10 protein-coding genes are annotated in these 12,774 nt (G+C 66.2%); 7 read left to right on the top strand and 3 right to left on the bottom strand.

The genetic code is table 11. The annotated features are described in order from the left end of the window. The first annotated feature begins 86 nt into the window (after nt 1–86). A complete protein-coding gene (locus tag AC1KVG_RS02640) occupies nt 87–1,340 on the top strand; it encodes a virulence factor family protein (protein WP_481093398.1) in 1,254 nt (417 codons plus the stop codon). A 587-nt stretch (nt 1,341–1,927) separates the two neighbouring features. On the opposite strand, the gene xseA is transcribed toward AC1KVG_RS02640, so the two are convergent. Both xseA and queG read right to left on the bottom strand, forming a co-directional pair. Continuing rightward, nucleotides 1,928–3,265, bottom strand: a complete 1,338-nt coding sequence (gene xseA, locus AC1KVG_RS02635; protein WP_481093397.1) for an exodeoxyribonuclease VII large subunit — start codon at nt 3,263–3,265, stop codon at nt 1,928–1,930. 54 nt (nt 3,266–3,319) lie between these two features. Then, entirely contained in the window at nt 3,320–4,387 is a 1,068-nt protein-coding gene (queG, locus tag AC1KVG_RS02630; RefSeq protein ID WP_481093396.1) for a tRNA epoxyqueuosine(34) reductase QueG, read from the bottom strand. A gap of 24 nt (nt 4,388–4,411) precedes the next feature. Between queG and AC1KVG_RS02625 the strand changes: the two genes are divergently transcribed. The 6 genes from AC1KVG_RS02625 (at nt 4,412) to AC1KVG_RS02600 (ending at nt 12,120) form a co-directional block, all read left to right on the top strand. Beyond that, nucleotides 4,412–5,899, top strand: a complete 1,488-nt coding sequence (locus AC1KVG_RS02625) for an NAD(P)H-hydrate dehydratase (RefSeq protein WP_481093395.1) — start codon at nt 4,412–4,414, stop codon at nt 5,897–5,899. Continuing rightward, nucleotides 5,896–6,396: a tRNA (adenosine(37)-N6)-threonylcarbamoyltransferase complex ATPase subunit type 1 TsaE gene (gene tsaE, locus AC1KVG_RS02620; RefSeq protein ID WP_023904233.1), complete on the top strand. Its 501-nt coding sequence runs from the start codon at nt 5,896–5,898 to the stop codon at nt 6,394–6,396. Before AC1KVG_RS02625 ends, tsaE begins: the two co-directional genes overlap by 4 nt. A 70-nt stretch (nt 6,397–6,466) precedes the next feature. Further along, nucleotides 6,467–8,200, top strand: a complete 1,734-nt coding sequence (locus AC1KVG_RS02615; RefSeq protein ID WP_481093394.1) for an N-acetylmuramoyl-L-alanine amidase — start codon at nt 6,467–6,469, stop codon at nt 8,198–8,200. Nucleotides 8,201–8,337: 137 nt separating this feature from the next. Then, complete coding sequence (mutL, locus tag AC1KVG_RS02610; protein ID WP_481093393.1) at nt 8,338–10,200, top strand: DNA mismatch repair endonuclease MutL; 1,863 nt, start codon at nt 8,338–8,340, stop codon at nt 10,198–10,200. Beyond that, nucleotides 10,200–11,138: a DUF1684 domain-containing protein gene (locus tag AC1KVG_RS02605; RefSeq protein WP_481093392.1), complete on the top strand. Its 939-nt coding sequence runs from the start codon at nt 10,200–10,202 to the stop codon at nt 11,136–11,138. Before mutL ends, AC1KVG_RS02605 begins: the two co-directional genes overlap by 1 nt. Nucleotides 11,139–11,154: 16 nt before the next feature. After that, nucleotides 11,155–12,120: a TraB/GumN family protein gene (locus AC1KVG_RS02600; RefSeq protein ID WP_481093391.1), complete on the top strand. Its 966-nt coding sequence runs from the start codon at nt 11,155–11,157 to the stop codon at nt 12,118–12,120. Between the two features lie 47 nt (nt 12,121–12,167). On the opposite strand, the gene phaR is transcribed toward AC1KVG_RS02600, so the two are convergent. Beyond that, nucleotides 12,168–12,758 carry a polyhydroxyalkanoate synthesis repressor PhaR gene (gene phaR / locus AC1KVG_RS02595; protein ID WP_006452176.1) on the bottom strand — a complete coding sequence of 197 codons (591 nt, stop codon included), beginning with the start codon at nt 12,756–12,758 and terminating at the stop codon, nt 12,168–12,170. Nucleotides 12,759–12,774 lie beyond the last annotated feature (16 nt).

The following is a 12,774-nucleotide window of genomic DNA, read 5'->3' as shown; positions in this document are numbered from 1 at the left end:
CCCAGCGAACAGCCCCCCGAACCGCTCCGGAACCCACGGGGGTTCGCTGCGGTCTGCAGTGCCAGCACTTCTGAAGGATGGCTGCGATGAGCTGGGGAATCCGTTTGTTTCGTTGGCTGATCGCAGTGCTGCTGATCGGTGGCAGCGGCTACGCAGTAGCGCGGCATCTGCAGGATGGAAATACTGCCGGGCATTACGGCTCGGTCGAAGTGGTGCGCCCCGAGGGCACGCCCAAGGCGATGGTGGTGCTGTTGCCCGACAGTGGCCATCCCCAGGACGGCCAGCGGCTTGCCGAGATGCTGAGCAACGACGGCGCGTTGGTCGCGGTGATCGATACCGCCAGCTACCGCGAACGTGTGCGGTCTCACCGCGCCGCCTGTAGCTCGCTGGCCGACGATGCCGAGCGGCTGGGCAAGAAGTTGCTGCGCGCCGAGCACGTGGATGCGTTCCTGCCGCCGGTGCTGGTGGGGCAGGGCGGTGGTGCGGTGCTGGCACGCCAGGCGCTGGCCTCGGCCGCGCCGGACGTGCTGGGGGGCGCGGTTGTCGCCGATGGCGGCGCCAGCGATGTCGGTCTGGCCTGCGCACGCGATGTGCCCGATGCGAATCAGGGCTTCCTCGATGATCTGGTCGACGACGCCAGCCCGATGCAGATTGCCGCCGCCACCCTTGGCCATTTCCAGGCAGCGCAGGCGCAAGGGGTGGGCGATCTGCCGTTGGTGGAACTGCATGCGCCCGGCAGCGACCGCCTGGTGGTGATGCTGTCCGGCGATGGTGGTTGGCGCGAACTGGACAAAGGCATCGCTGCGCAGTTGCAGCAGCAGGGCGTGTCGGTGGTTGGCTGGAACAGCCTGCGTTACTTCTGGGGCAGCCGCACGCCGCAGCAGGTCGGGGCGGATCTGGATCGGGTGATCGCCACGTATCGGCAGCGCTGGCATATCCAACACGTCGCCTTGGTGGGCTACTCGTTCGGCGCCGACGTGTTGCCGTTCGCCTATCCTGAGCTGTCGCCGCGCCAGCGTGCCTCGGTGCAATTCGTCAGCTTGCTCGGTCTTGGTCACCAGGCCGATTTCAAGGTGCGCGTCGGCGGCTGGCTGGGGTGGCACAACGATGCCGAGCGCGATGTGGAACCGGCGATCCAGTCGCTGGACGCGCATCGCCTGCAATGCATCTACGGCGATCAGGAAAAGGACACGCTGTGCCCTGAGTTACGCGCACGCGGTGTCGAGGTGGTTGCGCGCCCGGGTGGTCATCACTTCGATCATGATCCTGCGGTGCTGGCCGGCGTGTTGCTGCAAGGCTGGCAGCATGCGGTGCAGACGTCCACGCCCAGCCGTGGTTGAGGGGCGACGCGACTAACAGCACACGACCGAGTCGCCAGCTGCGATGTCCTCACCGCTTGCGGGACCCTTGGCGGCAGGGATGCGGTCAAGGATTCTTCATGGAATGATTTACGGCGTGTCCCGCGCGCGGTGAGGGCATTGCGCCCTCGATGCGCTGAACTTTTGAACCAAGCATTTGATTGCATTTCGACGACGCTACGACGCGAATTCTCGTTTGTCCTGGAGTGATCGAATACCTCGATACATCACTTGCAGAGCGGCTGATCTGTAAGTTGGCTGCAGGGCCCTTGCCCGCCCACCATCGCGGGACACGCCGCAAGTACGTCCGTGTAGGCTCTTACGCGGCATCCATGCCGCGTAAGGTCCCGCGACGGTGGGCGGGCAAGGACCAGTGGGGAAGGTCGGTGCGCTTGGTGCGAGCCGTGCATGCCGCGAGTTTTGTCCGATGACGGGCGGTCTGGTCAGCGCTTTTCGATTCGATCAATGTCGCTGCCATTCTCGACATCATTCCACGCGTCAACGAAGCTGGGTGCACCAGACATGGTGCCGCCATCGATACAGCGTTCAAGAGGGCGTGTTAGCCGCTCTTAGCCTTCACTGCGTTCCACCCGCACATCGATGCTGCCATCGGCCAGCTGCGCACGCAGGCGCTCGCCGGGGCTTACTTCGCCGGCGCTGCGCACCACGCTGCCGTCGACGGGTCTGGTCACGATGGCGTAGCCGCGCCCCACCGTGGCCAGCGGGCTGACCGCTTCCAGCGAGCGCGCAAGACCACGCAGCCGCAGTTGATCGTGTTGCAAGCGTCGCTGCATGGCTGCCTGCGGGTGCAAGGCCTGCAGGCGCTGCTGCAAGTTGGCCAGATCGCGTTGCGGGTTGTGCGCATGCAGGCGTGTCTGCCCACGTTGCACACGTGCTTGCAGTCGCTCCAGTACCTGGGTCATGCGTGCACGCAACTGGCGGCCGGCATCTTCCTGTCGGCGGTGCAGCAGTTGCAGCCGCGCCTGCGGGCTATGCGCACGCAGACGCAATGCAAGCCGGTCAGCGCGCTGCATCGCGTTGCCCAGCGCGTGTTGTTGCAGCTGGGCCATGCGCGCATGTGCACGCCGCACGCGGGCGACCAGCTCGCGTTGATCGGGCACCAGCAACTCGGCGGCCACCGAGGGCGTAGGCGCACGCACATCGGCAACGAAGTCGCTCAGGCTGAAGTCGGTCTCGTGACCAACCGCCGACACCACCGGTGTCTGCGCGGCGGCAATTGCGCGGGCCAGGCGCTCGTCGTTGAACGCCCAGAGATCTTCCAGCGAGCCGCCGCCGCGGGTGATCAGAATGACGTCGTAGCGCCCGGAGGCGTCTGCGCGCTGCAGCAGCGAGGTGATCTGCGCGGCGGCGCTGTCGCCTTGCACCAGCGAGGGCAGCAGGTCCACTTCCAGCAGCGGGAAACGTCGCGCCAGCACGCTGAGCACATCACGCACTGCTGCACCGCTGGGTGAGGTAATCACCGCCAGGCGCCGCACATGCGCCGGCAACGGCTGCTTGCGCTCGGCATCGAACAAGCCTTCGGCGGCCAGGCGTGCACGCAGTTCGTCGAAGGCGCGGCGCAAGGCGCCTTCGCCGGCTTCTTCCATGTGGTCCAGCACCAGCTGGTAGTCGCCGCGCGCTTCGTACAGGGTGAGACGTCCGCGCGCGAGCACGCGCAGGCCTTCGCGCGGCTGGAACTTCAGCCAGGTGCTCTTGGGCTTGAACATCGCGCAACGGATCTGCGCGCGTGCGTCCTTGAGCGTGAAATAGAGATGGCCCGAAGACGGGCGCGTGACGCTGCTCAGCTCTGCTTCCACCCAGACCAGCGGGAAGCTGCCTTCCAGCAGGTCGCGTGCCAGCGTGTTGAGCTGGCTGGGGGTGAGGATCTGTTCGTTGCGGTCGGCCATCGCGGCATTATCCCGCAGCGGCGATGCGCATGCGTGAGTGCATCACGCGGATGCTCACAGGCCGTGTTGCGCCAGCGCCCAACCCACGTGTTCGCGTACCAGTTCCGAATCGTCGTTGCGACGGGCTTCCAATGCTGCCAACACCTCCGGCGTGCCGGGCGCATTGCCCAGCCCCACTGCGATATTGCGCAGCCAGCGTTCGTGGCCGCTGCGCCGGATCGGGCTGCCCTCGGTACGGCGCAGGAACTCGTCCGTGTCCCATGCGAACAGCTGCGGCAGCGTCGCCACATCCAGGTCGTTGCGGGCACGGAAATCGGCTTCGTCGGTGCGTTGGGCGAACTTGTTCCAGGGACAGACCAGCTGGCAGTCGTCGCAACCGAAGATGCGGTTGCCGATCGGCTTGCGCATCTCCTCAGGGATTGCGCCATCGTGTTCGATGGTGAGATAGGCGATGCAGCGGCGCGCATCCAGCCGGTGCGGGGCGATGATGGCCTGGGTCGGGCAGATGTCGATGCAGCGCGTGCAGGTGCCGCAATGCGCGGTGGCCGGGGTATCGATGGGCAGCGGCAGATCGAGGTAGATCTCGCCCAGAAAAAACCATGAACCGCCATTGCGATCGATCAGGCAGGTGTGTTTGCCGATCCAGCCCAGCCCGGCGTTGCGCGCCAATGCGCGCTCCAGCACCGGTGCGGAATCGACGAATACGCGATAGCCGAACGCGCCGACTTCGCCCTGGATGCGCTCGGCCAGTTTCTGCAGCCGGTTGCGCATCAGCTTGTGGTAATCGCGCCCCAGCGCATACCGCGCCACATAGGCGCGGCGGCCGTCGTGCAAGGTGTTCCAGGCTTCGGTGTCGTCCTTGCGGCCGTAGTCCATGCCCACCGACAACACCCGCAAGGTGCCGGGCACCAGCTCCTGCGGGCGCGAGCGTTTGTCGCCGTGCTGTGCCATCCAGTGCATGGTGCCGTACAGGCCTTCTTCCAGCCAGCTGCGCAGATGCGCCTCGTCTTCGCCCAGCTCGATGCCGGTGATGCCGCAACGTTGAAAGCCGGCCTCGCGCGCAAGCGTACGGATGCGCGCGGCGGCGTCGGTGGGGTCGGGGCGGGCGAGGACGGCAGACATGGCGACAAGTATAGAATTCCCGGCATGTACGTACCGCTCGATCTTTACGACACCGCCGCTGCGCGCCGGCTGGATGCACAGGCCACCGCGCTGCTCGGTGGCGATGGCTATTTGTTGATGCAACGCGCCGGGCAGGCCGCCTGGCAGTACCTGCTGGAGCGCTGGCCGCAAGCGCGCCGCATCGTGGTGGTGTGCGGCACCGGCAACAACGGTGGCGATGGCTATGTAGTGGCGCGCCTGGCGCAGCGGGCCGGGCGTGATGTGCGGGTGGTGCATCTTCCAGAGCACGGCCCTGCCTCGGCGCTGGCACAGCGGGCCTGCACCGATTACCTGGGCGTTGGTGGCGCGATCGCATTGTTTCCGTCTCCGTTGGCGCAGGCCGATGTGATCGTCGATGCGCTGTTCGGCATCGGCCTCAACCGCGCGCCGGATGCCGAGACCGCGAGGTTGATCGAGGCCATCAACGCCGCTGGCGTGCCGGTGTTCGCGCTGGATGTGCCCAGCGGTATCGATGCCGATCACGGCGTTGCCTTCGATGCCGCGGTGCGCGCGGAGGCCACCTTGCAGTTCATCGTGCCGCATATCGGGCTGTACACCGGCGATGCGCTGGAGCATGCCGGCGAGCGCGCGATTGCCTCGCTTGAGGTGCCGGATGCCGCATTCGACGGGCTGGAGCCTGCCGCACACAGTTGGGACATCGACGCCTTGGCCGCGCAGTTGCGGCCGCGCCGACGCAATACGCACAAGGGCGAATCCGGGCGGGTGCTGTGCGTGGGCGGCAATCTCGGTAGCGGCGGCGCGATCATGCTGACCGCCGAAGCGGCCTTGCGCAGCGGCGCAGGGCTGGTGCAGGTCGCCACCCGCGCCGAGCACGTGGCGCCGCTATTGGCGCGCTGCCCGGAGGCAATGGTGCGCGCGGTGCAGGACGACGACGACATCGCCGCACTGGCCAATGCGGCCGACGTGGTCGCACTGGGGCCGGGCCTGGGTCAGGACGCCTGGGCACAGGCGTTGTGGCATGCGGTGCTGGCCTCGGATGCCGCGGTCGTCATCGATGCCGATGGCCTGAATCTGCTGGCTGCCAACGCAGTGCCGAGACGCGGGCCGCGCGTATTGACCCCACATCCCGGCGAGGCGGGCCGTTTGCTTGGCCTGTCCACCGCACAGGTCCAGCGCGACCGTCTGGCCGCCGCAGACGCCTTGGCCAAGCGCTTCGACGCGGTTGTAGTGCTGAAAGGCGCCGGCAGCGTGGTCGCCGCGCCGCACGCAGTGCCACGCATCATCGACGCCGGCAATCCGGGCATGGCGGTGGGCGGTATGGGCGATCTGCTGACCGGCGTGATCGCCGCCTTGCTGGCGCAGGGCTGGTCGCCGCTCGATGCCGCCAGCCTGGGCGCCTTGTTGCATGCCTGCGCTGGCGACGCGGCCGCGCGCGCTGGCGAGCGCGGCCTGCTGCCAACGGATTTGTTACCAGAACTTCGCCGCCTCGCCAACGCCGGAGCCATTGCATGAGCCAACTCACCGCACAACTGGTCGATGCGCAGGCTACCGAAACCCTGGGCCAGGCCCTGGCCGCAGTGCGTCCCACGACTGCGATGGTGCAGTTGCATGGCGATCTCGGCGCCGGCAAATCCACCCTGGCGCGCGCGCTGTTGCGCGCACTCGGCGTTACCGGGCCGATCCGCAGCCCCACCTACACTTTGGTCGAGCGCTATCCGCTCAGTACCGGCGACGAGGCCTGGCACCTGGATCTGTACCGCATCGGGCATGCCGGCGAATTGGACTTTCTCGGGCTCGACGAGGGCAGCGCGAGCCTGTGGCTGGTCGAATGGCCGGAACGTGGCGCAGGCGCACTGCCGCCGGTGGATCTGGACGTGGAACTGGCCGTTGAAGGCGAGGGTCGCAGCGTCAAGCTGCTGGGCCGAAGCGAAACCGGGCGCGGGTGGCTGACACGTCTGGCACAGCACCCCGAGTTGCAGGCGCTTTCTGTCGGCTCACAAGAACAATGAACGCCAGGTTGTGGATTATTAAGGGAAATCACCTTGCAATTGACACTATTGGGTGATTGAATCCAGCCCCATGACACCGGGGATCCGCCAGTTCTGTGTTTCCGCCCTGACCGCCAGCCTGAGCCTGGCGGTTTTTGCTGCGTGGGCCGGCGAAATCAAGAGCGTTGGCGTCAGCACCGGTGCCACCGGCACGCGCGCCGAGATTCAGCTTGCCGGCAGCGGCGGCTTCAAGACGCTGTCGTTGGCCAACCCCAATCGGTTGGTGGTGGATTTCCCCGATTCTGCGGGCGTGCGTGGTCTCAAGCTGCCTGGCGCTGCCGGTCTGGTGACTTCGGTGCGCACTGGCCAGCCGGTGCCGGGGACGTTCCGGGTGGTGTTCGAGCTGGCAACGCCGGTGACGCCGCTGAAGCCGCAGATGCAGACGCTGGGCAGTGCCTCGACCTTGGTGATCGAGTGGCCGGGCGATCCGACGCCGGTTGCGGCCACGGCCGCCACCACGGCGACAGCGCCTGCAGCAATGCCGGTGCCGCGCCCGGTCACGGCGCAGCCGGTGAATGCACAGGCCGAGGCAGCGCGTGCGACCGCAGCCTTGGCTGCATCTGCGCAGCGCGCCTCATCCGCGCCACCGCCGCAGGCACCAGAACCAGCACCATACGTGCCGGCATCGGCCATGCCTACCGTCACAACGGCACCCGTTCCGACAACGGTCGCCACTGGCGTGCCGACGCCGCGTCCCAGCGTTGCCACGAGCGCGGTGACGACCAGTACGGCTATGCCGGCAAGCGCCGGCAGCAATACGCCCAATCGCGTCACGGTCACCACTGCCAATGCACCCACAGGCGTGGCGATGACTGGCGGCAGCGCATCGCCCGCTGCGATCTTGAACGGTGGCACTGCGCCGATGGGCGTTGCACCCGGCAACACCGCGGCAGCCATGCCGAACGCGGCGTCAGGCGTGGTTGCGGGCACAGACAGCGACGATATCCCGCCGCGCCCGGTCCTGCCCAGCGAAGCCTCGCGGATCAAGATGGCGCCGGGCATGCGCCCGTTGATCGTGGCAATCGATCCCGGCCACGGTGGCCAGGACCCGGGTGCGATGGGCCCCACCGGCAAGCGCGAAAAAGACGTCACCCTGGCGGTCGGCCGCGAACTGGCGCGCCAGATCAACGCAACGCCCGGCATGAAGGCGTACATGACGCGCGACACCGACGTGTTCATTCCGCTGCCGATGCGCGCGCAAAAAGCGCGCGCCGCCAAGGCCGACATCTTCATCTCGATCCACGCCGATGCCGCAGAAAATCGCAGCGCAACCGGTTCATCCGTCTACGTGCTGTCGACCAAGGGGGCTTCCTCGCAGCGCGCGCGTTGGTTGGCCGACAAGGAAAATGCTGCCGACCTGGTCGGTGGCGTGCGCTTGCAGCAAACCGAAAGCACGCTTGCCAACGTCTTGCTGGATCTGGCGCAAAGCGGCCACATGAAGGCTTCCGAAGATGCTGCCGGCCATGTGCTGGGCGGGCTCAAGCGGATCGGCAACAACCACAAGCCGTTTCTGGAACGCGCCAACTTCGCGGTGCTGCGGACCTCGGACATGCCGGCGATGCTGGTGGAAACCGCCTTCATCTCCAATCCGGATGAAGAGCGGCGCCTGATCGATCCGGCCTACCAGCGCAAGATTGCCTCGGCCGTGCTGGACGGCATCGATACCTTCTTCACTCGCCAGCCGCCACCGGGAACGCTGTTCGCCGCGCGTGCGCAGGCAGAAGCCGATGCAAGCGCCGGCACCGTGGCCGGCGGCAGCCGCTGACCCGCTCGGCTATCATTCCGCACTGATTCCTTGATGACGGCGCCTGCGCGCCGCCGGATTGCCGTGCCGACGTCTGTCTTGCTTGCTACACCCTCGATGCGCTTCCCAGTTTGCGACCAGCGCGAGTGCCTGCGCTGATGGCGATTCGTCAACTGCCCGACATCCTGATCAACCAGATTGCTGCCGGCGAAGTGGTCGAGCGGCCCGCGTCGGTGGTCAAGGAGCTGGTCGAAAACGCGCTCGATGCCGGCGCCACCCGCGTGGATATCGAGCTCGAAGAAGGCGGCGTGCGCTTGATCCGTATCCGCGACAACGGCGGCGGCATCCCGCCGGACGAACTGCCGTTGGCGGTATCGCGGCATGCCACCAGCAAGATCGCCTCGCTGGACGATCTGGAAACCGTGGCCACGCTCGGTTTTCGCGGTGAAGCCTTGCCGTCGATCGCCTCGGTCAGCCGCTTCACCCTGGTCTCGCGCCGCCACGATGCCGAACATGGTTCTGCGTTGGAAATCGAAGGCGGGCGCCTGGGCGAAGTGACGCCGCGTGCGCATGCGCCGGGCACCACGGTGGAAGTGCGCGAGCTGTTCTACAACGTGCCGGCGCGGCGCAAGTTCTTGCGTGCCGAGCGCACCGAGCTTGGGCATATCGAAGAGTGGCTGCGCTCGTTGGCACTGGCGCGGCCGGATGTGGAATTGCGGGTCTCGCACAACGGCAAACCCTCGCGCCGCTACAAGCCAGGCGATCTGTATTCGGATGCGCGATTGGGCGAAACGCTGGGCGAGGATTTCGCCCGGCAGGCCTTGCGCGTGGATCACAGTGGCGCCGGTCTACGTCTACATGGCTGGGTCGCGCAGCCGCATTACTCGCGCGCCAGTACCGACCAGCAATATCTCTACGTCAATGGCCGCTCGGTGCGCGATCGCAGCGTGGCGCATGCGGTGAAGATGGCCTATGGCGATGTGCTGTTCCATGGCCGCCAGCCGGCGTATGTGTTGTTTCTGGAACTGGACCCTGCGCGCGTGGACGTCAACGTGCACCCGGCCAAGCATGAGGTGCGCTTCCGCGAGGCGCGGCTGATCCACGATTTCGTGTATCGCACCTTGCAGGACGCGCTGGCGCACACGCGTGCCGGCGCGATGCCAAACAGCATCGGCACGGAAGGCGCCAGCGACACAGGTGCTGCACCGAGTGGAATGGCCAACATCCCAAGCTACGGTGGCGCAACCGGCAGTGGTGGCGGCACTGGCTACGGCAACTGGACCCCATCGCAAACACCCTTGGGCCTGCGCGTGGATGAAGCGCGCGCCGCGTACAGCGCGTTGTATGCACCGCCATCCGGCAGCGCACAGCAGCAGTCCGCGGCCATGCAGACCTTCTCCGGCACCGGCTTGCCGGCGACTTCGCACGACAGCGGTGTGCCGCCGCTCGGTTATGCCGTTGCGCAATTGCACGGCATCTACATCCTGGCCGAAAACGCCGAGGGCTTGATCGTGGTGGACATGCACGCCGCGCACGAACGCATCGGTTACGAACGGCTCAAGAACGCGCACGACAGCATCGGTCTGCACGCGCAGCCGCTACTGGTACCGATGACGCTGGCAGTGGGCGAGCGCGAAGCCGACACCGCCGAGCGCGAAGCCGATACGCTGGCCAGCCTGGGCTTCGAGATCACCCGCGCCGGTCCGCAATCGCTGCATGTGCGCAGTATTCCCGCGCTGCTGGCCAATGCCGAACCGGAAGCGCTGCTGCGCGATGTGCTCGGCGACCTGCGCGAACACGGTCAGAGCCGCCGCATCGCCACTGCGCGCGATGAGCTGCTGTCGACCATGGCCTGTCACGGTGCAGTGCGCGCGAATCGACGCCTCACCTTGCCCGAAATGAACGCGCTGCTGCGCGATATGGAAGCCACCGAGCGCTCCGGCCAATGCAACCATGGCCGACCGACCTGGGCACGGTTTACGCTGGGCGAAATCGATCGTTGGTTTCTCAGGGGGCGTTGATGGCTGGGTTGCATAAGGGGAAACACTGGCTGCTCGGCATGCTGGTGCTCATGACGCTGGCCGGATGCGGGCAAGACGCACCGCCGCCGGCGGCGCCAGTCGCCCTGGACAAGACCTTTCTGGCCGACGATGCCGCCTGGCGCGAAGCCCGCCTGGCAGAGCTGCGTGCGCCAGACGGCTGGACCAGTCTGGTCGGCCTGCACTGGCTTTCGCTGAAGGCGCATTACATCGGCAGCAGCGCCGACAGCGGCATCAAGCTGGCGGTCGGGCCGCCCAAGATGGGCATGGTGTCCTCCGAGGCCAACACGGTCTGGTTCGTGCCCGAGCGCGGTGCAGCACTGAGCGTCGATGGCAAGCCGCTGACCGGCAGGATCCGCTTCCACTCCGATGACGAGCCACAGCCGACCTCGATCAATTTCGATGACGGCAAGGGCGTGTTGAGCCTGATCCATCGCGGCGACCGCAATGCCTTGCGGGTCAAGCATGCCGATGCACCATCTCGCACCGGCTTCGCCGGTTTGGAATACTGGCCAGTCGATCCGTCCTGGCGTATCAGCGGACGCTACGTGCCCAACGATGTCGGCAAGACCATCCCGATGGTAGATATCGTGGGCATCAGCAGCGAGCAGCCGAACGCGGGGGCAGTCGAATTCGAGCGCGACGGCAAGCCCTATCGGCTGGAAACCATCGGCGAACCGGGGCGGCCGATGTTCGTGGTGTTCGCCGACCGTACCAGCGGGCATGGGAGCTACCCGGCCGGGCGTTTTCTGGATCTGGATGTCGCCGATGCTTCCGGGCATGTGGTGATCGACTTCAATCGTGCCTACACCCCGCCGTGCGCGTTTACGCCGTTCGCGACCTGTCTGTTGCCGCCACCGGAAAACCGGATCGACCTGGCCGTGTCGGCGGGCGAGAAGGCTTACAAGGTGCCGCACTGACGTGGAGAAAACCAACGTGGTGAAGACAAGCGCGCGAACCCGATTTGCAACATGGTGCAGCAGCGCACTGATCTGTGTGGCGCTGTGGAGCGGGGCAGTCGTACCGACCTCGGCGCGTGCTGGCGGCGAGACCCCGGCCGGCCCACCGGTGCCGTTGTTGTGGAAGGTCGATGGCAAGGGCGGCACGCTGTATCTGCTGGGCTCGTTCCATGTGCTCAAGCCCAGTGATTACCCGCTGTCGCCGGACGTCATGCAGGCCTTCGCCAAGGCCGACCGGCTGGTGTTCGAACTACCGCCCTCCGATGCGCAATCGCCGGAGCTGGCCGGCCGTATGCTGCAGGCGGCACGGCGCACCGACGCGCGCCGGTTGCAGGACGCGCTCGATGCAAAAACTTGGCAGGCCTTGCGCGCCTACGCGCGCAAACACGGCATGTCGCTCGATACCCTGCAGCCACTCGAGCCCTGGTTTGTCGCCTTGACGATCAGCCTGGCCGAGATGAGCCGGCAAGGCATGGACCCGAACGCCGGTCTGGATCATTACCTGATGGAGCAGGCGCAGGCCAAGGGCAAACCGGCCGATGGCCTGGAGCGCGCCGAACAACAGATCGCCATGCTCGATGGCATGTCGCCCACCGAGCAGCATCAGTTGCTGGAAGAGTCGCTGGACGAGGCGGAGGCTACCGATCAGGTGCGTCAGCTGCACACGGCCTGGCGCAATGGCGATGTGCATACGCTGTCCACGCAAATGGCCGAAGACATGCGTCGGCAATACCCGGCGCTGTATCAGGACATCAACGTCGAGCGCAATGCGCGTTGGGTGCCGCTCCTGGAGCAACGGCTAGGTAAAGGCAGCGGAACCACACTGGTGGTGGTCGGTACGCTGCATCTGCTGGGTAGCGACGGCGTGGTAGAGCGTCTGCGTGCACGTGGCTACCACGTGGAGCGGATCTGCTCGGCCTGCACGGAGCAGGCCGGCCGCTGATCTGGCTGCGCCGGGAGCGTGTCACGCTCCCGCGCAGCAGTCGTCTTTCAGCCGCGATTGCGGGCCTTGCCGGTGGTGCCCGTGTTGCTGGACGTGCCGTGTGTACCCGTTCCCTTGTGCGTGCCGGTCCCCATCGGGCCGCTGCCCACACCCGTGGAGCCCGGTGGTGTCGGCGGCATGCCGGGGCCACCTGGACGACCGAAGCCGGCGCCGAAATTGCGCTGGAATTCCTGCCACAACTCCAGGTTGCGCTCGGTCAGCTGATTCATCATCGCCCACGGGGTCTGCCCAAGCAGGTTGCCCATCTGCTGGCGGAACTGCTGCTGCTGATCCAGGAACACCTGCATGCTGCGCTCTAGGTAATTGCCCATGAAGCCCTGCAGCGAGTCGCCGTAAAAACGGATGATCTGACTCAGCAACTGGGTGGAGAGCATCGGCTCGCCGTCCTGTTCGCGGTCGGCAATGATCTGCAGCAATACGGCGCGACTGAGGTCTTCGCCACTCTTGGCGTCGCGTACTTCGAATTCTTCGCCGTCGATGATGAGCTGACGCACGTCCTCTATGGTGATGTAGCTGGAAATTTCCGTGTCGTAAAGACGGCGATTGGGATACTTCTTGATGATGCGAAGTCCGGCCATGGAACGTTCACTCACA

The sequence above is a fragment of the Xanthomonas sp. NCPPB 3959 genome, assembly GCF_056675575.1.
Note: the sequence above shows the minus strand (reverse complement) of the source record. Positions and strands in the feature narration are given on the sequence as shown.

Excerpts from the sequence above, each read along its gene's own strand:
- xseA (WP_481093397.1), bottom strand. The coding sequence starts at position 3,265 with ATGGCCGACCGCAACGAACAGATCCTCACCCCCAGCCAGCTCAACACG.
- queG (WP_481093396.1), bottom strand. The coding sequence starts at position 4,387 with ATGTCTGCCGTCCTCGCCCGCCCCGACCCCACCGACGCCGCCGCGCGC.
- AC1KVG_RS02625 (WP_481093395.1), top strand. The coding sequence starts at position 4,412 with ATGTACGTACCGCTCGATCTTTACGACACCGCCGCTGCGCGCCGGCTG.
- tsaE (WP_023904233.1), top strand. The coding sequence starts at position 5,896 with ATGAGCCAACTCACCGCACAACTGGTCGATGCGCAGGCTACCGAAACC.
- AC1KVG_RS02615 (WP_481093394.1), top strand. The coding sequence starts at position 6,467 with ATGACACCGGGGATCCGCCAGTTCTGTGTTTCCGCCCTGACCGCCAGC.
- AC1KVG_RS02605 (WP_481093392.1), top strand. The coding sequence starts at position 10,200 with ATGGCTGGGTTGCATAAGGGGAAACACTGGCTGCTCGGCATGCTGGTG.
- AC1KVG_RS02640 (WP_481093398.1), top strand. The coding sequence starts at position 87 with ATGAGCTGGGGAATCCGTTTGTTTCGTTGGCTGATCGCAGTGCTGCTG.
- mutL (WP_481093393.1), top strand. The coding sequence starts at position 8,338 with ATGGCGATTCGTCAACTGCCCGACATCCTGATCAACCAGATTGCTGCC.
- phaR (WP_006452176.1), bottom strand. The coding sequence starts at position 12,758 with ATGGCCGGACTTCGCATCATCAAGAAGTATCCCAATCGCCGTCTTTAC.